This is a genomic window from Rhizobium phaseoli, from assembly GCF_010668805.1.
Lineage (GTDB): Bacteria > Pseudomonadota > Alphaproteobacteria > Rhizobiales > Rhizobiaceae > Rhizobium > Rhizobium phaseoli_A.
The window spans coordinates 212636-234157 of sequence record NZ_WUFT01000004.1 but is presented as its reverse complement, the minus strand read 5'-3'; the positions used below and the strand labels follow the sequence as shown (position 1 = coordinate 234157).

The following is a 21522-nucleotide window of genomic DNA, read 5'->3' as shown; positions in this document are numbered from 1 at the left end:
GATCTGATGACCAATATCGCAGCTTTCCTCTACCTCGTCTCCGGCGTTCTCTTCATCCTGGCGTTGCGCGGCTTGTCGCATCCGGCCACAAGCCGCAAGGGCAATCTCTACGGCATGATCGGCATGGCGATCGCCATCCTGACGACGCTGGTGCTTGCCACGCCGAATTTCGGCGGCTTCGTGCTGATCGTCCTTGGTCTTGCCATCGGCGGCAGCGTCGGCGCCTATGTCGCCCGCACCATCGCCATGACCTCGATGCCGCAGCTCGTCGCCGGCTTCCATTCGCTGGTCGGCCTTGCCGCCGTGCTGGTCGCGGCTTCGGCGCTCTATACCCCCGCCTCCTTCGGCATCGGCGAGATCGGCCACATCCACACCGAAGCGCGCGTCGAAATGGCGCTCGGCGTGGCGATCGGGGCGCTGACCTTCACCGGCTCGATCATCGCCTTCCTGAAGCTAGACGGACGCATGTCCGGCAAGCCGATCCTGCTGCCATACCGGCATGTCATCAATGCCAGCCTGCTGGTGCTGATCGTGCTCTTCATCATCGGGCTTGCCGCCACCGAGAGCCATTTCGATTTCTGGGCAGTGGTGGCGCTGTCGCTGGCGCTCGGCGTTCTGCTGATCGTGCCGATCGGCGGCGCCGATATGCCCGTCGTCGTTTCGATGCTCAATTCCTATTCGGGATGGGCTGCCGCCGGCATCGGCTTCACGCTGGGCAATCTGGCGCTGATCATCACCGGCGCGCTGGTCGGTTCCTCCGGGGCGATCCTCTCCTACATCATGTGCAAGGGCATGAACCGCTCCTTCGTCTCCGTCATCCTCGGCGGTTTCGGCGGTGAGACGGCGTCCGGCGGGCCCGACACATCGGACAAGACGGTCAAGCTCGGCTCGGCCGAGGATGCCGCCTATCTGATGGCCAATGCATCGAAAGTCATCATCGTGCCGGGCTATGGCATGGCGGTCGCCCAGGCCCAGCATGCGCTGCGAGAACTCGCCGACAATCTCAAGAAGAACGGCGTCGAGGTGAAATATGCGATCCACCCGGTCGCGGGCCGCATGCCCGGTCATATGAACGTGCTGCTTGCCGAAGCGAATGTACCCTATGATGAAGTCTTCGAGCTGGAGGACATCAACTCGGAATTCGCCCAGGCTGACGTCGCCTACGTCATCGGCGCCAACGACGTCACCAATCCGGCGGCGCGCGACGACAAGACCTCGCCGATCTACGGCATGCCGATCCTGGACGTCGACCGGGCGAAGACCTGCCTGTTCGTCAAGCGCTCGCTCGGTTCAGGCTATGCCGGCATCGACAATACGCTGTTCTACAAGGACGGCACGATGATGCTGCTCGGTGACGCGAAGAAGATGACCGAGGATATCAACAAGGCGATCGCGCATGGATGACGCAGATGCAGCCGCTCATCTCGGACGAGGCCCTATTGATCAGGTTTCACCCGGGACCAGCGTCATCTTCTCGACGCCGATGGCGAGGTTCAGTCCTTCCTGGGCCTGAACATTCAGCGGCTGCAGCATGAAAGCCTTGTTGTTGCCGCCGGCGATCACCTTGGCGCCAGCGCCGGCTCCGATGCTCGCATCGGCGCCGACCCCGTAATATTCGCCGGCCAGCGCGAATTGCGGCATGTCGGTGCCGGTCTTTGCAAGGACCTGCCAGATCATCACGGTCTTGCCGGTCTGGCCGAGATCGATGCCGAATTTCTCGATCTTGCCTGCGTAGACCGCCTTGGCGCCGCCTGATGCCGGGGTATAGGTGCAGATGAGGTTCTTCTGCGAGGTGACGATCAGACCCTGACCGCCATCCGATCCGCAGATCAAACGGCCAAGCGTGACATAATTTTCCGCGCCGGCCTGATTTGCCCAGGCAGCGGACGCCAGTGCTGCGGCTGCGATCATCGTTTGCTTGAACATGGTCTTTCTCCTTGGGAATGACCTGTTCGAAACGGGTAGGGGTGGCGAATGTTCCTGGCTTATTCCCGCTCCAGCGTGCCACGCTGTGCCGTCAGCACCCATAGCAGGCCTTCGGGCCGGAAATCGACCTGAACCGTGCCGCGGAAGGCGGAGGCAGCATGGGCCTTGATAACGGTCGTGCCGAAGCCCGAGCGCGATGGCTCGACGACCGGCGGACCGCCGCGCTCCTCCCAGCTGAAGCGGAGCAGGGCATCCGGCTTGTCTTCCTCCGTGACATCGTGCCATTCGAAGCGAACACGGCCTTGCGGGACGGAGAGCGCACCGTATTTCACCGAATTGGTGGCGAGTTCATGCAGGGCAAGACCAAGATTCTGCACGGCGTCCGGCTTCAGGACGAAATCGTCGCCTGTGATTTCGATCTGTTCGCGCGATTGCGGAAAGGCCTGCAGGTGAATGTCGACGACCCGCCGCAGCGACACGCCTCCCCATTGCTCGCTGGTCAGGAGCTCGATCGACCGCACCAGCCCCTCGAGGCGGTCGGCGACGGCAGCCTGGAACGTCTCGACGCTATCGGCTTGTTTGGCGAGCTGGCGCATCATCGCCTGGGCAAGCGTCAGGAGGTTCTTAGTGCGGTGGACGAGCTCGTGCATGACGAAGCGCAACCGGTCCTCGGTCTGGCTGCGATCGAAGGAGGCGTTCGAAAGGGCGATCGCCACCTGGTTCGCCTCGATGACGCTGGTTTCGACCGGCGAGACGATATGGCCTTCGCCCATGCGGTTGGCCATTTCGGCGATATCGCGGATGGTGGTGCGCACCTGCCTTGCGACGGCATAGGCGCCGAGCACGGCGACGAGCACAAGGGCCACGCCGCCGATGATGAGGAAACGCCAGGTGCTGAGGATTGATGCCTGGGCGATCGGTCCCCAGATCACTGTTTTCCACGACCAGCCTGGAATCCTGGCATAACCGAGCAGCGTGTGCGGCAGGATCGCCTCATCCTGGAAGACGCCGCGTGAAGCGGTGAATGCCGGCAGGATGCGCGGATCGAAGGGCGTGCCGGGTTCGAGATTGGCGGGTCCTGTGGCGGCGACCACGTGGCCGCTCTGATCGATGACGGCGGCCGACCAGCCGGGGGCAAGGCCCTCGGTTGTCACGAGCTTGCTTAGATCCTTGGCATCCTGGGTGATGATGAGGGCTGCGACGGGATCGTTCGCCCGCGGCAAGGTGACATTATAGACCCAATCGCCGCTGACGCGGCCGCGAAAGACGTCGGAAGCCTCGATTCGACCGGAGGTCATGGCCGACTGGAAAGAGGTGATATTCGCTATCGTGCCAAGTGGCGTGCCGAAGGCCCGGCGCGTGTTCAGCAGTTGCTGGCCATTGCGGTCGACGGCGATGACGAACAGCGTATTGTCTCGGAGGGCGGTTTCCGTGCGCTCGTGGAAGGCGGCAAGATTACCGTTTTCGAGCTCCGGTGAGCTCGAAAGCAGCCGCAGTGTCGTCGCCATGTCCTGAAGCTGACGGTCGACGATGCGCGAAAGGGCGAGTGCATCCTGGGCCGTCTCGCGTCTCAGCGTCGAACGCTGGTTGTCTTCCAGCTGCAGCAGAAGCAGCGTCACAAAGGCGAAGATCGGCAGTGCGATCGCCACCGCCATGGCGACGAGGTAAGTGCCGATCGAGGCTTTGGGAAAAAACAGCGCGACGATCTTCATCTGTTGCGCCAAGTCTCATGCGCTGGCGAAAGACAACAGAGTTCGCGAGCGGTCAGGAAAGCAAAGATCCGCATCTCTCGCAAGCCGCCCTCAATAAGTTTCGAACACCCGATAGCAGGCTATCGAAGCAGCGCCATGTTAGGGGGAGCAAGAGCAGGTTGCAACATACTATGATATGTCATCGAGGACGACGAGCCCTGCGGCGGCCGATTTTGCGGCCGCCCGGCTGATGTCCTTAGCCGGCGGAAGCGCCTACGCGGGCGAGACCGTCGCGAGCCGGCTGGTACTTCGGATCGAGGCCGACGGCGTGACGATAGGAGCGTGCGGCCTTCGCCTTGTCGCCGCGGCGTTCGTAGACGAGCGCCTGGTTGGCCCAGGATTCGGCGATGTTGCCGTTGAGCTCGATCGCATGGTTGAAATCGGCAAAGGCGTTGTCGTTGTCGTTCAGCGCGATGTAGGAAATGCCGCGGCCATTATAGGGCTCGGGCGAATTCGGCGCGAGCGAGATCGCCTTCGAGAAATCGTCGATCGCCTTATCCTGCTGATTGCGCTTCTGATAGATCAGGCCACGATTGTGATAGGCGCGGCCATCGGTGGTGCCAAGCTGGATCGCCTTGTCGAAATCGTTGAAAGCCTGATCATCCTGGCCGGCCGTTCGGTAGACATTGCCGCGGCCGATATAGGCGACGTCGTAGCTTGGATTGATCTGCAAGGCGGCATTGTAATCGCCGATCGCCTGGGCCTGTTGACCCATGTTGCGATAGACGAGGGCACGGTTGGCGTAAGCCTGGAAAAACCGTGGATTGATCTGCAGCGCCGTGTTGAAATCGTTCAGTGCCGGACGGAATTGGCCGGCCCGGCCATAGGCGGAGCCACGGACATTGTAGCCTTCGGGATCCTTGGGATTGGCATTGATAACAGCCGTCAGCGAGGCGATATTCTCTTCCGAGCCTTGCGCCTTGTCGATGCGGATGACGGCATCTGAGGTATTGGTCGTCTCGCAACCGGCGAGGCCGACCATTGCCGCCAGCGCCAAAGCGCGCAGGAATGCGGTTTTCTGCAAGCGCAATGCGCGGGACGGATTGAAGGTGTTGACAGCCATTCGGGCTCGCTTTCCCCATGCGGCATATCCGGTGCGCGGATATGCGATCTTCAGCGGCAAACTAAAAAAGGCGGCGGCGAACCCATCGCCCCCGCCACAATGCATCTGAAAACGTCGAAAAAACGACGGCAACGCTCAGTGTGCGACCAGACCTTCGCGCTGGGCGCGCTTGCGGGCCAGCTTGCGAACGCGACGAACAGCCTCGGCCTTTTCGCGAGCACGCTTCTGTGACGGCTTCTCGTAGTAGTCGCGCATCTTCATTTCGCGGAAAATGCCCTCGCGCTGCATCTTCTTCTTGAGAGCGCGGAGAGCCTGATCAACATTGTTATCGCGGACAAGTACCTGCACGAGAATCACGTTCCTTTGGTTGGTCGATGCCTGCGGCGGCGCAGCGCCAGAGGCAAAAAAATAACGTTCGCGCGGCCGCAGCCTTGCGATTGGTGATGCGAGATAGCAGATCGGGTATCGGAAGTCCAGATGGATATGGGGCGCGGGCAAAAAATCACGCTTGCCTCTATCCGGTCACGATCCGGCACCGGGCATGCATGTGCGAATGGCGTTTGAACCGAAAGCAGCGTAGCCTGCCGGCAGGTGCGGAGGGGACACCCGGTGAGATCATGACGCGCGTCCAGCAAATCGGTGTCGCTATCGGCCTGGCGATCGTGGCTCTGCTCACGATGCTGCGGGCAGGCGATCCCGGGATTTTTAAGCTGATCCGCGGCGTGACTTTCGACGAATATCAGCGGCTGGTTCCCAGGACCTTCGAGCCGATGCCGGTCCGCGTGATCGACATCGACGAGACCTCGTTGCGTGAATTCGGCCAGTGGCCCTGGCCGCGGGACCGGATGGCCCTGCTGGTGGACCGGCTTTCCGAGATGGGCGCTTCGGCCATCGCCTTCGATTTTATTTTCGCCGAGCCGGACCGGCTGTCGCCGCGCAATGTTATCCGCGAAGTTGCAGGCGTCGATCCTTCCCTTGCCGAGAAACTGCCTGACAATGACGAAATATTCGCCCGCTCGATTGCCGGCAAGCCCGTCGTGCTCGGTTTCGGCCTTTCTAATGAGGGCCATTACCGGCCGCCTGTGAAGGCGGGTTTCGCCTTCAAAGACGAAAGCCCCGTTTCTGCTCCTCCCTATCTCGGCGCCTCGACGCCGCTCAGGCCGCAATTGGAGGCCAACGCGGCGGGGCTCGGCCATATCAGCCTCAACCCCGGCAACCCCTCGCCGGTGGTGCGGGCGGTGCCGCTGTTTTTGACCGACGGCGAGCAGCTCTATCCAAGTCTTGCCATGGAGGCGCTGCGCGTTGCGCAGGGGGCGTCGACCTATGTGCTGTCGGGCGCGCCCGATCGCGCCGGCATCATGACATCTGCGAAAATCGGCGATTTTGTCGTGCCGCTGACGGCGGCGGGCGAACTCTGGCTCTATGTCAGCCCCGACCGGGCCGAGCGGTACATATCCGCCCGGCAGGTGCTTGCGGCCGAAGGGGCCTCTCCCGAGATCGCGGCCGCCATTAACGGCAGCATCGTGTTCGTCGGCACATCGGCGGCCGGCCTTCAGGACATTCGCGTCACGGCGCTCGGCGAGAACGTTCCCGGCGTTTCGCTGCATGCTCAGGCCGTCGAGCAGATCCTCTCCGGCCATTTCCTGTCGCGGCCCGACTGGGCCGACGGGCTGGAAATTCTGGTGATCGCGGTGCTCGGATGCCTGCTCGTCGTGGTGACGACCTTCGTCAGCCCGGCCGTCGCGCTGATCTGCGGCCTGATGGCTACGGCAATGGCGCTCTTGGCATCCTGGTTGTCATTTCTTTATGCCGGGCTTCTTTTCGATCCGCTGGCGCCGATCGTCAGCGGATCGATCATCCATTTTGCCGCGACCTCGTTCAAGATCCTGGTGATCGACCGGGAGCGGCGGGCGGTGCGGCGCGCCTTCGGGCACTATCTTTCGCCATCGCTGCTCCATCGCATCGAGCATACTCGCGATGCATTGCGCCTCGGCGGCGACGACCGTGAACTGACGGTCATGTTTGTCGATGTCAGGAACTTCACCGAGATCAGCGAGCGGCTGGCACCGACCGATGTCGTCGCATTCCTGAACACGTTGCTCGATGCGCTGAGCCGCCATGTGGTGGCCAATGAAGGCACGCTCGACAAGTTCATCGGCGATTCGATCATGGCGTTCTGGAATGCGCCCATCGATGTGGCCGATCATCAAACCAAGGCGGTTCGGGCAGCGCTTGCCATGCGTGAAACGCTCGCCGAATTGAACGCCGGCGACGCCTTCGGCTTCGGACCCGGACAACGGGTCGGGATCGGCATCGGCATTCATACCGGCCTTGCCTGCGTCGGCAATATGGGCGCCAAGACCCGCTTCAACTATTCGGCGGTCGGTGATGCCGTCAACGTCGCGGCCCGGCTGGAATCATGCTGCAAGGAAGTCGGCTTCGATATTCTGATATCCGACAGCACGGCAAGGTCGGTGCGGGGAATGGCGCTGATCGAGGCTGGCGCCATTCCGCTCAAAGGAAAGAGCAGCCGAACGCAGATTCTTGCCGTCGTCGGCGATGAACGCGTTGCCGCATCTGCGGAATTTTCAGCCCTTGTCGTCACCCACCAGCAACTGATGCAGGCCCTGCTCGCGCATTCGAAGAACACTCGCAAGCTTATCGGCGCGGCAAAGCTCAGGGCGGCGGGGGTGATCGACGGCCTGGCGGAATTCTATCAGCGGGTATCCGGCCGGACCGATCATTTTCGCGAGGCGAATGATCGCTTCGAGAAGAGCGCGGCTGACTGATAGGTCAGCGGTTGTGATTGAAACCCCGGCCTCTGTCGTGGTGTCGATCTCTGTCGTGATCGCGATCGCCATCGTAGCCGCGGTTGTGTTCCTGGTGATCCTGGTCATTCCCATGATGCTGGTCGTGGTTTGTGGGCCGGTCGTGATTATCATGCCCGTCGGGCTTATCGGGGCGATCAGGCCTGTCATGATGCGGCCTATCGTGATCTGGCCTGTCGTGATCTGGCTTGCCCTGGTCTGGCCTGCCGTGATCGGGCTTGTCGTGACGCGGCTTGTCCGGCTTATTCGGCTGTTCCTTCTGCGGCTCGGCCTGCCTTTGCGGCGGGTCCTGTTTTCGCGGAACGGGTGCAATCGCCGGCGGAGGCGGTTTTCTGTCTTTTCTCTCCGGTGCGGCTGACGCCATATTGCAGCCGCCGAGCATGCCGATGCCGCCTGAAAGCCGCTGATTGCCGGAGAGGAAGGGGAGCGCGCGGGCATTTCCGAGCGTTTCGAGAATGCTGGGGTCGACCCGGCCTGCCGCCGACATATTGCCGTTCGGCTTGGCCACCAGGCAATCGCAGCGCTGCTGCAATTGCCGGCAGCCGCCGGGGCCGCAAAACCGGGCCGCGCCATTCAACAGGACGATGGCGGTCGTGCCATCAGGGCCGACGTAGAAATCAAAAGCGGTGCCGCGCACGCCGATCGTGCCGGCGGGCGTCAGGATCTGATAGGCCGAGGAATTGGAATTGCCGCTCACCCATCGGAACGTGCCCTTTGCCGCTCTGATGGTCAGTTTCTTGACCGATTGGGAATCATCGAAGACATATTTGTCGATCACGACCGACGAACCCCAGCCGACTGCGAGCTTCGTGCCGTCCCGGAACAGGAACTGACCAAGCCCCGATGGGGATGTCTTGATGCGTTCGTTGCGATGGACGCTGGTGTCGACTTCGATCGGGCCGCTCTCTCCGGTTACCTCCGTCTTGATGACGACAGCCTGGCCGACCGGCTCGGCGGCGAGTGCCGGTTGCGCGACGGCAACCACAATGCAAAACGCCTGGAGTAATGAACGCCGACCCCACATGATACAGGAACCCCGGGAATACAGGGTGAATTAACATTTTAGTAACTGCTTGTCTTCTCGCCCACTTGGGTTAGGACCGGGCCAGCGGTTCTCGGCGAAAGGTCGGGTTTGCCTCTTCCTGCCGAACGGCCTTCGGAAACGGCACACTATGTCGTGCGAAAACCGCGCGGATTTTCGACATCATGTCGCTTAGTGTCAAAAGCAAAGCTCTTACGCGTCGCAAAACAACCGTTGTGCCGCATTTGGATTTGCGATTTGTATGGCGCGGAGAACAGCCCTTTCCCGAAGGAGAACAAGTCGGATGCGGAAATATTCGGTTTTTGCCGTGGCGAGGGAGGCCCTTCGTGGCCACAAGGGCTGGGAGAAGCAGTGGACTTCGCCTGAGCCGCGCGCTGAATATGACGTCGTCATCATCGGCGCTGGCGGCCACGGACTGGGTGCTGCCTACTATCTCGCCAAGGAGCACGGCATCACCAATGTGGCGGTGATAGAGAAAGGCTGGCTCGGCGGCGGCAATACCGGGCGCAACACCACCATTATCCGCTCGAATTATCTCTACGAAGAGAGCATGCACATCTACGAGCATTCGATGAAGCTCTGGGAAGGGCTTTCCCAGGAGCTCAACTACAATGTGATGTATTCCCCGCGTGGCGTGATGATGCTCTCGCACAATATTCACGACCAGCAGTCGTTCAAGCGGCATATCCATGCCAACCGGCTCTACGGTATCGACAATGAATGGCTGACACCGGAGCAGGCGAAGGCCTATTGCCCGCCGCTCGATATTTCGGCCAGCGCGCGTTATCCGATCAATGGCGCAGCCCTGCAGCGGCGCGGCGGCACGGCGCGGCACGACGCGGTCGCCTGGGGTTATGCGCGCGCAGCCTCGGACCGCGGGGTGCATATCATCCAGAATTGCGAAGTGACCGGCATCCGGCGCGGCCCCGATGGACGCGTGACCGGGGTCGAGACCTCGCGCGGCTTCATCGGCGCCAAGAAAGTCGCCGTTTCGGCGGCCGGCCATACGACGACGATCATGAAGATGGCCGATGTGCGCGTGCCGCTGCAATCGAGCCCGCTGCAGGCGCTGGTCTCCGAGCCGTTGAAGCCGATCTTTCCGTGCGTCGTCATGTCGAACACGGTGCATGCCTATATCTCCCAGTCCGATAAGGGAGAGCTCGTCATCGGCGCCGGCACCGACCAGTATAATTCCTATTCGCAGACCGGCGGCTTGCAGATCATCACCCACACGCTCGACGCCATCTGTGAACTCTTCCCGATGTTCCGCCGCGTCAAGATGATGCGGCAATGGGGCGGCATCGTCGACAATACGCCGGATCGTTCGGCGATCCAGTCGAAGACGCCGGTTCCCGGGCTCTACGTCAATTGCGGCTGGGGCACCGGCGGCTTCAAGGCGACGCCGGGCTCGGCCAATCTCTTCGCGCATCTGATTGCCCGCGACGAGCCGCACAAATTCAATGCCGGGCTGACGCTGGAGCGTTTCCGCAGTGGCCGGCTGATCGACGAGGCGGCGGCGGCGGCGGTGGCACACTGATGTTGACTGCTATTTTGACGTTCGTTCCTTTCGTCGCTCACCCCCTCATCCGCCTTTCAGGCACCTTCTCTCCGCTGGGGAGAAGGGGAGGAGAAGGAAATCACACATGCTGCTGATCCATTGCCCTTACTGTCAGGAAGAGCGCTCCGAGCTTGAATTCCGCGGTGCCGGTGACGCGCATATCGTGCGGCCCGCCGATATCGCCTCGATCTCGGACGAGGAATTCGAGGCCTATTTCTTTCTGCGCGATAATCCGAAGGGGCTCATCTTCGAACGCTGGCGGCACATCCATGGCTGCGGGCGGTTTTTCAACGCGGCGCGCGACACGGTGAGCGACAAGTTCATCGTGACTTACAAGGCGGGTGAACCGAAGCCTGAGATCGGTGCGGCGGCTGCAAAACATGCGCCTGTCGAGACATATGAAGCCGTGGAAGGAGAGGCGCAATGAGCGGCGTGAACCGTATCGTCGGCAAGGGCCGCCTGACACCGGCCAAAACAGCGCGCTTCAGCTTCGACGGCAAGACCTATACGGCGCTCGAAGGCGATACCGTCGCCTCGGCGCTGATCGCCAACGGTGTGCATCTTGTCGGACGTTCGTTCAAATATCACCGGGCCCGCGGCATTCTGTCGGCGGGGGCCGAGGAGCCGAATTCGCTGATCGACGTCGCCCGCGACAAGGCGCGCAAGCAGCCGAACGTGCGCGCCACCGTGCAGGAAGTGTTCGACGGCATGATCGTCAACTCGCAGAACCGTTGGCCGTCGCTAGCCTTCGATGTCGGCGCGGTCAACAACCTGATGTCGCCGTTCTTTGCCGCCGGTTTCTACTACAAGACCTTCATGTGGCCGCGTGCCGCCTGGAAACACGTCTATGAACCGATCATCCGTCGTGCCGCCGGCCTCGGCGTCGCGCCGACGGAGGAGGATCCCGACCATTATGCCAGCCGATATGCCCATTGCGACGTGCTGGTGGTTGGCGCCGGCCTTGCCGGGCTTTCAGCGGCGCTGGCCGCGGCCGACAGCGGCGCCAGGGTGATCCTGTGCGATGAGCAGGCGGAAGCGGGCGGGGCGTTGCGTTACGATATTGGCGTGACGATCGACGGACAGGACGGTAACAGCTGGGCGCAGAAGGCCGTGGCTCGCCTGAAGGCGATGGACAATGTCGAGGTGCTGGTCCGTACGACCGCCTTCGGCTATTACAACCACAATTTCATCGGTCTTGCCGAGCGCGTCACCGATCATGTCGCCAAGCCTTCCCGCGATCTGCCGCGCGAGCGGCTATGGCAGGTCCGGGCCAAGCGGGTGATTCTGGCCACCGGCGCGATTGAGCGGCACATGGTATTTCCGAACAACGACCGGCCGGGCATCATGCTGGCCTCGGCCGGGCGGATGTATCTCAATCACTACGGCGTCGCCGTCGGGGCCAAGGTCGGCATCTACACGGCGCATGATTCGGCCTATGAGGCGGCCTTCGATCTGAAACGATCCGGTGTGTCGATCGCCGCTATCGTCGATAGCAGGCAGGCGCCGGGAGCGGCGGTGCTGGAAGAGGCGCGTGCGCTCGGCATCGATGTTCTGGCCGGCCAGTCGGTCGTCAATACGTCGGGGCGGTTGCGCATCTCTTCGATGACGGTGGCGCGCAACGGCGGCGGTTCGCCGCGCAAGATCGCCGTCGATGCGCTGCTGGTTTCGGCCGGCTGGACGCCGTCCGTGCATCTGTTCTCGCAGTCGCGCGGCAAAGTGGCCTTTGACGCCGAAAGCCAGCGTTTCCTGCCCGGCTCCTATGCGCAGGACTGCCTCTCGGTCGGCGCCTGCAACGGCACCGACGATCTGCAGCGGACGATCGAGGAATCGCTTGCCGCTGGCGAACTGATGGCGCAGGCGACCGGCGGAAGCAGCGGCGAGAAGATCGCAATTTCGGCCGAGCAGGCCTATGACTGGACGGGCGGCATGATCGGTGCTGCCGAAGGCGCCGGGCCGAAGACCAACGCCAAGGCCTTTATCGATTTCCAGCACGACGTCTGCGCCAAGGATATCCGCCTTGCCGTGCGCGAAGGCATGCATTCGATCGAGCACATCAAGCGCTTCACGACCAATGGCATGGCTTCGGACCAGGGCAAGCTTTCCAACATGCATGGCCTGGCGATTGCCGCCGAAATGCTCGGCAAGGAAATCCCGCAGGTCGGTCTCACCACTTTCCGTGCGCCCTATACGCCGGTCACCTACGGCACGCTGATCGGCCATTCGCGCGGCCCCCTGTTCGATCCGACGCGCAAGACGCCGCTGCACGGTTGGGAGGAAGCCCATGGCGCGGTCTTCGAGGATGTCGGCAACTGGAAGCGTGCCTGGTTCTATCCGCGGGCGGGCGAGACCATGCATCAGGCGGTCAACCGCGAATGCCGCACGGCACGCGAGGCGGCAGGCGTCTTCGACGCCTCGACGCTCGGCAAGATCGAGGTGGTTGGGCCTGATGCGGCAAAGTTCCTGAACCTCATCTACACCAATGCCTGGGATACGCTGAAGCCCGGCAAGGCCCGCTACGGCATCATGACCCGCGAGGACGGCTTCGTTTATGACGATGGCGTTGTCGGACGGCTGGCCGACGACCGTTTTCATGTAACGACGACGACCGGCGGTGCGCCGCGCGTTCTCCATCACATGGAAGATTATCTGCAGACGGAATTCCCGGATCTGAAGGTGTGGCTGACCTCGGTGACCGAGCAATGGGCTGTCATCGCCGTGCAGGGGCCGAAGGCGCGCGAGATCGTCGCGCCGCTGGTCGAAGGGCTCGATCTTTCGAACGAAGCCTTCCCGCATATGAGCGTTGCCGAGTGCACGGTCTGCGGAGTGCCGGCGCGGCTCTTCCGCGTCTCCTTCACCGGTGAAACCGGTTTCGAAATCAACGTGCCGGCCGATTACGGCCAGTCGGTGCTCGAAGCGGTCTGGGCCAATGCCGAGCCGCTCGGCGCCTGCGTCTACGGCACCGAGACGATGCACGTACTTCGCGCCGAGAAGGGGTACATCATCGTCGGGCAGGATACCGATGGGACCGTGACTCCCGATGACGCCGGACTTTCCTGGGCGGTCTCGAAGAAAAAGACGGATTTCGTCGGCATTCGCGGGCTGAAGCGGCCGGATCTCGTCAAGGATGGGCGCAAGCAGCTCGTCGGCCTTATCACCAAAGACCCGAAGCTGGTGCTCGAAGAAGGCGCACAGATTGTCGCGAGCCCGAACGAGCCGAAGCCGATGACGATGCTTGGTCACGTCACATCGGCTTACTGGTCGGAAAATTGCGGCCGGTCGATCGCCTTCGCGCTCGTCGCCGCCGGCCGGGCGCGGATGGGCGAGACGCTCTATGTGCCGATGGAGGACCGAACGATCGCCGTCGAAGTGACGGATATGGTGTTCTTTGACAAGGAAGGAGGCCGCATCCATGGCTGATGTCGCAATTCGCAGGCCGGCGCTTGCCGGCCGTCTCGGCGGCTCCGCAACAGTACGGCTGACGACGGCGCCGGCAGCGAGCCGTGTGGCGCTGCGCGCGCCGGCGGAATCGCTTGCAGCACTTTCCTCCGCGCTCGGTCTGTCCGTGCCGACCGATCCGAAAACATCGGGCCGGGCCGGTGCCCGGTCGGTGCTCTGGATCGGACCGGACGAATGGCTGCTGATCGACGAGAACGGCGCCGATCTGATGGCGGTGCTTTCGGTCGTGGGCGCCGTGCATTCAGCGACCGACGTTTCTCACCGCAATCTGGCGATCATTGTCTCGGGACCGGGTGCGGAAAAGACGCTTGCCGCCGGCTGCCCGCAGGATTTGTCCTTGTCTTCGTTTCCGGTCGGAGCCGCGTCGCGCACGATCCTCGGCAAGGCGGAAATCGTACTTCTGCGCACAGATAAAGACACGTTCCGGGTGGAGTGCTGGCGGTCGTTTTCCGATTACGTCTTCGGGCTGCTGGCGGAAGCGGCAGAAGATGCGGGACATTAAGGCCGGGCCAATCCGGCTGCGTAAGTCTCATTCGAGGGATAGATGAATGCTGCACCATGCCTCCCTCGGCGTTTCCGATATCGAACGATCGGCGGCATTTTACGATGCCGCCCTTGCCGCGCTGGGTTATGTCAGGGTCTGGGACGACATCCGGCTGGGGCAGACAGGACAGGCGGTCGGCTACGGCCTTCCCGGTGGTGGGGACAAGCTGGCGATCAAACATCGACCGGATGGCCAGCGCCCGGCCGGCCCGGGTTTTCATCTGGCTTTCGCCGCTCCGAGCCGCCAGGGGGTCGATCGATTTCATGCCGCGGCAATCGCCCATGGCGGCGGTGACAATGGTGGTCCAGGCTTACGCCCCGACTACGGCGAACATTATTATGCGGCGTTCGTGGTGGATCCGGACGGACACGCACTCGAAGCCGTCTTCAATTCAGCTATCTAACAAAAGCGCCGTTCTGCCTACACGTCCTCGGGACGGTCCTTCGGGTCGAACTGGATGATGGTGATCCATTTTGCCGTTAGCGCCGGCTTCTTCTCGTTTTCGATCTCGATGGAAACGTCATAGGTGGTCATCAGCATGCCGGCGCCGCGGAAGCGGGCGTCGGAGAGCAGGAAGCGGCCGCGGACGCGGGCGCCGCTTTTCACCGGCGTCATGAAGCGGACGCGATCGAAGCCGTAATTGATGCCCATGGTCTGCTCACGCACTTTCGGCAAGCAGTTGTAGTTCATCGTCGACAGCAGAGACAGAGTCAGGAAACCGTGGGCGATGGTACCGCCGAAAGGGCTCTCGGCCGCGGCGCGCTCGGGATCGACATGAATGAACTGATGGTCGTCGGTTGCCCCTGCAAAGGCGTCGATCATCGTCTGATCGACGGTGATCCAATCCGAAAGGCCCGTTTCCATGCCGATCAATCCCCGCACGTCGGAGAGTGAGATTTCCGTGACCATGAATTCCTCGTGAAACAAGCCGCCGGCCCAAGCCTTATCGTGCATTTGTGACGATTGCGACAAGGATTTGCGCAAGCAAGCGGAGGCGGTCAATTTTCTACGAAAAAGGCGACGGAGCGTGGCTCGACGGTGACGCGGGCTCCGGTTTTCTTGACGCCATCCGGTGTCAATTGAAGCCAGCCCGGTTCGGCCCCGGACGGGAGCGTGAAATATTGGCGGTCGCCCGAGCGGTTGAAAAGCACCGCAAGCCGAGTCTGCCTGCCGCGCGCAGAGCGGTCGCCGGTGGAAAGCAGCATGCCGAGGGTGGAAAGCGACGGCGTCTCCCATTCGGCAACGCTCATCGGCTCGCCGGACAGCGAAATCCATTCGACATCGCCGTTTCCTGACAGCAATCCCATCTCGGAGAAGGCGGTGAAGCGGCGACGCAGGCCTGCGACGAAGGCGGTATGGGCAACCAGACCTTCGTCCAGCGCCTTCCAATCCAGCCAGGTGATCTCGTTGTCCTGGCAATAGGCGTTGTTGTTGCCATGCTGGCTGCGTCCGCCCTCGTCGCCCGCCGTCAGCATGATGCTGCCGCGGGTGGCAAAGAGCGTCGATATCAGCGCCATCACATCGTCCCGGCGACGCTTGCGGATCGTCGGATAGACGGTTTCTCCCTCGACGCCGCCATTCCAGGAGTGGTTCTCGTTGTGGCCATCCCGATTGTGTTCGCCATTGGCGTCATTGTGCTTTCCGGCATAGGAGACGAGATCTGTCAGCGTGAACCCGTCATGGGCGGCGAGGAAGTTGACGCTGCGCGTCTGCCTGCCGTCGTTGCGGGAGAAGATGTCGGAGGAGCCGGCGAGTGCGGTCGCGAGCGCGCCGGTCTTCCAATCGTCGCCGCGCCAGTAGCAGCGCAGATCGTCACGAACACGATCGTTCCATTCGAGGAAGGGCGGCGGGAAATTGCCGAGCTGATAACCGCCCGGGCCGATATCCCAGGGTTCGGCAATCATGATTCGGTCGGCAAGCACATTGTCGGCGAGGATCGCGGCAAGCGTTCCGCCGTCGCGCTCGAAGCCCGTCGCGGTGCGGCCCAGAACCGGGGCAAGATCGAAGCGAAAGCCGTCGACGCCGGCGTTCAACACGAAATGGCGCAGGCTATCGATGATGAGACGCCGGACCTCGGGATGGTCGCAGGCGAGCGTGTTGCCGGTGCCGGTGTCGTTGACGAGCTCGCCCGGCCGGTTCTGCGCATGGCGATAATAATGCAGGTTGTCGAGACCGCGCAGCGACAGCGTCGCGCCATAACGGTCGCTCTCGCCGGTATGGTTGAAGACGAGATCCAGGATGACGGCGATGCCTTCGGCATGGAGGGCCGCGACCGTCTGGCGCAGCTCGGCCATGCCGCCGGGGGCGAGCCGCGGATCGAGCGCCATGAAGGCGACGGGATTGTAGCCCCAGCCATTGGTGAGGCCGAGCGGCGGCAGGTGGCGTTCGTCGATCCAGGCGGCGATCGGCATCAGCTCGACGGCATCGACACCGATCCGCTTCAGATGGGCGATGACAGAGGGATGGGCAAGGGCAGCGACCGTGCCGCGCTCGGCCTCCGGTACGTCGGGATGGAGAATGGTGAAGGGCCGCACCGCCACTTCATAAATAAAGCCGCCCGGTTTGAAGAACGGCTTGCGGATTTCGGCCCGCGTATCGGTGGTGACGATCGCCTTCGGCATCAGATCCTGGCTATCCTCGCCATAGATGCCGAGGCGGGGATCGTAGCGGAATGGCCTATCGATTTCCTTGGCGTAGGGATCGATCAGCAGTTTGGAAGGATCGTACCAGAGGCCGTTGTCAGGGGCGTAGATACCGTCGGCACGATAGCCGTAGCGAGCCCCCACCTTCAGCCCGTCGACAAACAGACGGTGGGTGTAGTTGCTGTCGCGCGCCATCGGCAGGCGCGCGAATTCCCTGTTGCCGTCATCCTCGAAGAGGCAGAGTTCGATCTGTGCGGCATGATGCGCCCACACGCCAAATTCGACGCCGGTCTCAAAGACGATCGCGCCGCTTTGCGCCGAACTGTTCCCCCGCATGTTCCCCCCGGATCAGGTGATCACGGTTGGCGCATCGCGTCCCGTGCGTTCACGAATGCTGGCAATGCTTTCGGCGGCCGCAATCAGATCGGCGAGCGCTTCCTGCGTTTCGATGTTGTGGCGAGTCGAATCCGGCTCGTAACGCTCGATATAGACACGCAAGGTTGCGCCAGACGTGCCGGTGCCGGACAGGCGGAAGACGACGCGGGAGCCGCCTTCGAAGAGCACGCGGACACCCTGATGCTCGCTCACCGATTTGTCGATCGGGTCATGATAGGCGAAGTCGTCGGCCTTTTCGACCTTCAGGCTGCCGAAGCTCTTGCCGGGCAGGGTGGAAAGCTGGCTGCGGAGGTTGTCCACCAGGCCGTTTGCCGCATCGGTGTCGAGCCCTTCGTAGTCATGGCGGGAATAATAGTTGCGGCCGTAGGTCTGCCAGTGCTGGGTGACGATATCGGCGACGCTTTCGCCGCGTACGGCTAGGATGTTCAGCCACAGCAGCACGGCCCAGAGGCCGTCCTTTTCACGGACGTGATTGGAGCCGGTGCCGGAGCTTTCCTCACCGCAGATCGTCGCCATGCCGGCGTCGAGCAGGTTGCCGAAGAACTTCCATCCGGTCGGCGTTTCGTACATGCCGATGCCGCGCTTTTCAGCGACACGATCGGCCGCGCCCGATGTCGGCATCGAGCGGGCGATGCCGGCAAGGCCGCCGGAATAGCCGGGAGCGAGATTGGCGTTGGCGGCCAGAATCGCCAGGCTGTCGGAGGGCGTGACGAAAATGCCGCGGCCGATAATCAGATTGCGGTCGCCGTCGCCATCGGAGGCGGCGCCGAAATCGGGCGCGTCATCGCCCATCATCTCATCGAAGAGTTCTTTGCAGTGAACCGGGTTGGGGTCCGGGTGATGGCCGCCGAAATCCGGCAGCGGCATGAAGTTGCGCACCGATCCCAAGGGAGCGCCAAGACGATTTTCGAAGATTTCCTTGGCATAGGGACCGGTAACGGCGCTCATCCCGTCGAAGGCAATGCGGAAGCCGAGGCTGATCAGATTGCGGATGGCGCCGAAATCAAACAACTCTTCCATCAGCGCGGCATAGTCTTCGACCGGGTCGATGACCGAGAGGATCATGCCGCCGGGAAGCTCGTCCTTGCCGATGCGGTCGAGATTGACGTCGGCGAAATCGGCGATCTTGTAGCTGTCGATCGTCTTGGAGCGCGCATAGATCGCGTCGGTGATCTTTTCCGGGGCGGGGCCGCCGTTGTTGATGTTGTATTTGATGCCGAAATCTTCGGTCGGACCGCCGGGATTGTGGCTGGCGGAGAGAATGATGCCGCCGAAAGCCTTGTATTTGCGGATGATATGGGAGGCGGCCGGCGTCGACAGAATGCCGCCTTTACCGACCATGACCTTACCGAAGCCGTTGGCGGCGGCCATCTTGATCGCCTTCTGGATGGCTTCGCGATTGTAGTAGCGTCCGTCGCCGCCGATGACGAGGCACTTGCCCTGAAAGCCTTCCAGCGAAGCGAAGATCGACTGGATGAAGTTCTCCGCATAGTTCGGCTGCTGGAACACCGGAACCTTCTTGCGCAGGCCCGACGTGCCGGGTTTCTGGTCCAGATAGGGTGTGGTGGGTACGGACTTGTTCATTTTAGTTCACATGCCTTTCGAGACGAGGCTTGAATAGAGGGCAGCGTAGCGTTCGGCGCTCTTCTCCCAAGAGACATCCGATTTCATGCCTTGCTTTTGCAATTGGGTCCAGAGTTTTCGGTCCGCATAAAAATGCATCGCACGGCGGATTGCCTGTAGCATGCCCGTTTCCGTCACGGGTGAGAATTGTATGCCCGTTGCCACTTTCGCCGCAAGTGCGGCGTGATTGGCGTCGATCACCGTGTCGTTCAGTCCGCCGGTGCGGGCGACAATCGGCACGCAGCCATAACGCAGGCCGTAAAGCTGGGTCAGGCCGCAGGGTTCGAAGCGCGAAGGGATGATGATCGCGTCGCAGCCGGCTTGCATCAGATGCGACATCGGCTCGTTGTAGCCGATCGAGACGCCGATGCGGCCAGGATGGCGGGCGGCGGCGGCCAGCAAGGCGCCTTCAAGTGCCGCTTCGCCGGAGCCGAGCACGACGAGCTTGCCGCCCATGGCAACAATCTCGTCGGCGACGTTGGCGACGATATCCATGCCCTTCTGCCAGGTGAGGCGGCTGATGACGCAGAAGATCGGAGCGTTGTCATTGTCGAGATGGAAGAATTCGGCAATGGAGCGACGGTTCTCCTCGCGGTTCTTCAGCGTCGTTGCGCCATAATGGGTGTGGACGACGGGATCGGTCGCCGGGTTCCAGACGTCGGTGTCGATGCCGTTGACGATGCCGTGCAGATTGTCGATGTGGCTGGCAATGACGCCCTCGAGCCCCATGCCGAATTCCGGCGTCAAAATCTCGTCGGCATAGGTCGGGCTGACCGTCGTGATCGCATGGGCGGTCTGCAGGCCGCCCTTGAGGAAGCCGACAGTGCCGTAATATTCGATGCTGTCGGTGGCGAAAGCATGGGCGGGAAGGCGCAGGCCGGGAAAGATCTCGGAGCCGAACTGGCCCTGGAAGGCGATGTTGTGGATGGTCAGCACGCTCGGCAATTCCGGCGTCGGATAATAGCGCATGTAGACCGAGGTTAGCGCCGCCTGCCAGTCGTGGGTGTGGACCAGATCCGGCCGCCAGCCGGGCAGCAGGCCGGCGGCGATCTCGGAGGCGGCGAGCGACAGGGCGGCGAAACGCCGCCAGTTGTCGGGATAGTCCTTGCCGAGCGGATCGACATAGGGGCCGCCCGGCCTGTCGTAATAGGCAGGCGCATCGAGGATGAGCAGATCGAGGCCCTCGTGCTGGACCTCAAGTACGGTCGCCGGCTCACCGAGCAGGTCGGGGAGTTCGAGCCTGACGACCGGGTCGCGAATGACCTTCAAGACGGCGGGATAGCCGGGCAGAAGGGTCTTGGTCTCGACTTCGAAGGCTTGGAGAGCAATCGGCAGGGCGCCTGACACATCGGCCAGGCCCCCTGTCTTGATCAAAGGGAAGACTTCGGATGAAACCGAAAGAACTTTCATAAGTCAGATATCCAGCTTGTCGATCATCGGTTGGGTGATCAGGCAGATGCCGCTTTCCGTCCGCCGGAAACGTTTGGCATCGAGTTTGGGATCTTCACCGACGACCAAGCCTTCCGGAATGACGACACCATGGTCGATCACCACATCCTTGAGCTGCGCCCGCCGCCCGATCTTCACGTTCGGCAGGATGACCGCTCCTTCCAATTTGGAGAAGGAATTGGCCCTGACACCGGTAAAGAGCAGGCTGTTGTTGAGGCTGGCGCCGGAGATGATGCAGTCGCCTGAGACAACGGAGGAGGTGGCCGAGCCGCGGCGATCCTCGTCGTCATGGACGAATTTCGCCGGCGGGGTGATTTCGGCATAGGTCCAGATCGGCCAGGACTTGTCGTAGATGTCGAGCTCCGGAACGATCGCCGTCAGGTCGATATTGGCCTGCCAATAGGCGTCAATCGTGCCGACATCGCGCCAATAGGGCTCGTGCTCGAAATCGGAGCGGACGCAGGACTTGGCGAAACGGTGGGCGACCGCCTTACCGTTCTTGACGATGTAGGGGATGATGTCCTTGCCGAAGTCGCGGCTGGAGTTCGGGTCGGCGGCATCGCGGCGCAGCGCATCGAGCAGGAACTTGGTGTGGAAGACATAGATGCCCATCGAGGCGAGGGCGAAATCCGGCTTGTCGGGAATGGGCGGCGGATCGGCCGGCTTCTCGACGAAGGCGATGATCTCGTCCTTGTCGTTGACATGCATGACGCCGAAGCCCACCGCCTCCATGCGCGGCACTTCCAGGCAGCCGATGGTGACGTCGGCGCCGGAATCGACGTGCTGCTGCAGCATCCATTCATAGTCCATCTTGTAGACGTGGTCGCCGGCGAGAATGACCATGTATTCAACACCATAATCCTCGATGATGTCGATGTTCTGATAGACGGCGTCGGCTGTGCCTTCGTACCACTGCGTTTCCGAAACGCGCTGGCTGGCCGGTAGGATGTCGAAGCTCTCGTTGCGCTCAGGGCGGAAGAAGTTCCAGCCACGCTGCATGTGGCGGATCAGCGAATGCGCCTTGTATTGCGTGGCAACCCCGATGCGGCGGATGCCGGAATTCAGGGCATTCGACAGGGCGAAATCGATGATGCGGGCCTTACCGCCGAAATAGACGGCCGGCTTGGCACGACGGTCGGTGAGTTCCTTGAGACGGCTCCCCCTGCCGCCGGCCAGAACATAAGCCATTGCATCGCGGGCAAGTGGCTGAACGCGCTTTTCTACCATTTTCTCCTCCCACCAGT

General features: G+C 62.1%; 17 protein-coding genes. 7 read left to right on the top strand and 10 right to left on the bottom strand.

Going from position 1 to position 21522, the window contains the following annotated elements; all coding sequences use genetic code 11:
* Positions 1 to 6: 6 nt before the first annotated feature.
* Entirely contained in the window at positions 7 to 1404 is a 1398-nt protein-coding gene (locus GR197_RS08180; protein ID WP_164008334.1) for an NAD(P)(+) transhydrogenase (Re/Si-specific) subunit beta, read from the top strand.
* Positions 1405 to 1443: 39 nt separating this feature from the next.
* On the opposite strand, the gene GR197_RS08175 is transcribed toward GR197_RS08180, so the two are convergent.
* The 4 genes from GR197_RS08175 to rpsU all read right to left on the bottom strand — a co-directional run bounded on the left by GR197_RS08175 (position 1444) and on the right by rpsU (position 5088).
* Positions 1444 to 1926, bottom strand: coding sequence for a DUF992 domain-containing protein (locus tag GR197_RS08175; RefSeq protein WP_164008332.1), 483 nt, complete (start codon positions 1924 to 1926; stop codon positions 1444 to 1446).
* Positions 1927 to 1985: 59 nt separating this feature from the next.
* A complete protein-coding gene (locus GR197_RS08170) occupies positions 1986 to 3638 on the bottom strand; it encodes a sensor histidine kinase (RefSeq protein WP_164008330.1) in 1653 nt (550 codons plus the stop codon).
* A 235-nt stretch (positions 3639 to 3873) separates the two neighbouring features.
* Positions 3874 to 4740, bottom strand: a complete 867-nt coding sequence (locus GR197_RS08165; protein ID WP_164008328.1) for a tetratricopeptide repeat protein — start codon at positions 4738 to 4740, stop codon at positions 3874 to 3876.
* 135 nt (positions 4741 to 4875) lie between these two features.
* The gene (gene rpsU / locus GR197_RS08160) at positions 4876 to 5088 is read right to left on the bottom strand and encodes a 30S ribosomal protein S21 (RefSeq protein ID WP_007631752.1); all 213 of its coding nucleotides are present in this window, start codon (positions 5086 to 5088) and stop codon (positions 4876 to 4878) included.
* 269 nt (positions 5089 to 5357) lie between these two features.
* On the opposite strand from rpsU, the gene GR197_RS08155 reads away from it, so the two are divergent.
* Complete coding sequence (locus tag GR197_RS08155) at positions 5358 to 7529, top strand: CHASE2 domain-containing protein (protein ID WP_164008326.1); 2172 nt, start codon at positions 5358 to 5360, stop codon at positions 7527 to 7529.
* Positions 7530 to 7533: 4 nt separating this feature from the next.
* Here GR197_RS08155 and GR197_RS08150 read toward each other — a convergent pair whose 3' ends face one another.
* Positions 7534 to 8592, bottom strand: a complete 1059-nt coding sequence (locus tag GR197_RS08150; RefSeq protein WP_164008324.1) for a FecR family protein — start codon at positions 8590 to 8592, stop codon at positions 7534 to 7536.
* 301 nt (positions 8593 to 8893) lie between these two features.
* Between GR197_RS08150 and GR197_RS08145 the strand changes: the two genes are divergently transcribed.
* The 5 genes from GR197_RS08145 (at position 8894) to GR197_RS08125 (ending at position 14571) form a co-directional block, all read left to right on the top strand.
* Positions 8894 to 10147, top strand: coding sequence for a sarcosine oxidase subunit beta family protein (locus GR197_RS08145; protein WP_164008322.1), 1254 nt, complete (start codon positions 8894 to 8896; stop codon positions 10145 to 10147).
* Between the two features lie 106 nt (positions 10148 to 10253).
* Entirely contained in the window at positions 10254 to 10595 is a 342-nt protein-coding gene (locus GR197_RS08140) for a sarcosine oxidase subunit delta (RefSeq protein ID WP_164008320.1), read from the top strand.
* Entirely contained in the window at positions 10592 to 13585 is a 2994-nt protein-coding gene (locus GR197_RS08135) for a sarcosine oxidase subunit alpha (protein WP_164008318.1), read from the top strand. The genes GR197_RS08140 and GR197_RS08135 overlap by 4 nt, the downstream gene beginning before the upstream one ends.
* A complete protein-coding gene (locus tag GR197_RS08130; RefSeq protein WP_164008316.1) occupies positions 13578 to 14126 on the top strand; it encodes a sarcosine oxidase subunit gamma in 549 nt (182 codons plus the stop codon). Before GR197_RS08135 ends, GR197_RS08130 begins: the two co-directional genes overlap by 8 nt.
* A 46-nt stretch (positions 14127 to 14172) precedes the next feature.
* Positions 14173 to 14571 carry a VOC family protein gene (locus tag GR197_RS08125; RefSeq protein ID WP_164008314.1) on the top strand — a complete coding sequence of 133 codons (399 nt, stop codon included), beginning with the start codon at positions 14173 to 14175 and terminating at the stop codon, positions 14569 to 14571.
* A gap of 17 nt (positions 14572 to 14588) precedes the next feature.
* Here GR197_RS08125 and GR197_RS08120 read toward each other — a convergent pair whose 3' ends face one another.
* The 5 genes from GR197_RS08120 to glgC form a co-directional block, all read right to left on the bottom strand.
* Positions 14589 to 15077, bottom strand: a complete 489-nt coding sequence (locus GR197_RS08120; protein ID WP_164008312.1) for a MaoC family dehydratase — start codon at positions 15075 to 15077, stop codon at positions 14589 to 14591.
* Between the two features lie 89 nt (positions 15078 to 15166).
* Positions 15167 to 17146: a glycogen debranching protein GlgX gene (glgX, locus tag GR197_RS08115; RefSeq protein WP_164008310.1), complete on the bottom strand. Its 1980-nt coding sequence runs from the start codon at positions 17144 to 17146 to the stop codon at positions 15167 to 15169.
* Positions 17147 to 17158: 12 nt separating this feature from the next.
* On the bottom strand, positions 17159 to 18790 hold the full coding sequence (locus GR197_RS08110) for an alpha-D-glucose phosphate-specific phosphoglucomutase (RefSeq protein WP_164008309.1): 1632 nt from the start codon (positions 18788 to 18790) through the stop codon (positions 17159 to 17161).
* Between the two features lie 6 nt (positions 18791 to 18796).
* Complete coding sequence (glgA, locus tag GR197_RS08105; protein ID WP_164008307.1) at positions 18797 to 20239, bottom strand: glycogen synthase GlgA; 1443 nt, start codon at positions 20237 to 20239, stop codon at positions 18797 to 18799.
* Positions 20240 to 20242: 3 nt separating this feature from the next.
* Entirely contained in the window at positions 20243 to 21505 is a 1263-nt protein-coding gene (gene glgC / locus GR197_RS08100; RefSeq protein WP_164008305.1) for a glucose-1-phosphate adenylyltransferase, read from the bottom strand.
* Positions 21506 to 21522: the final 17 nt, after the last annotated feature.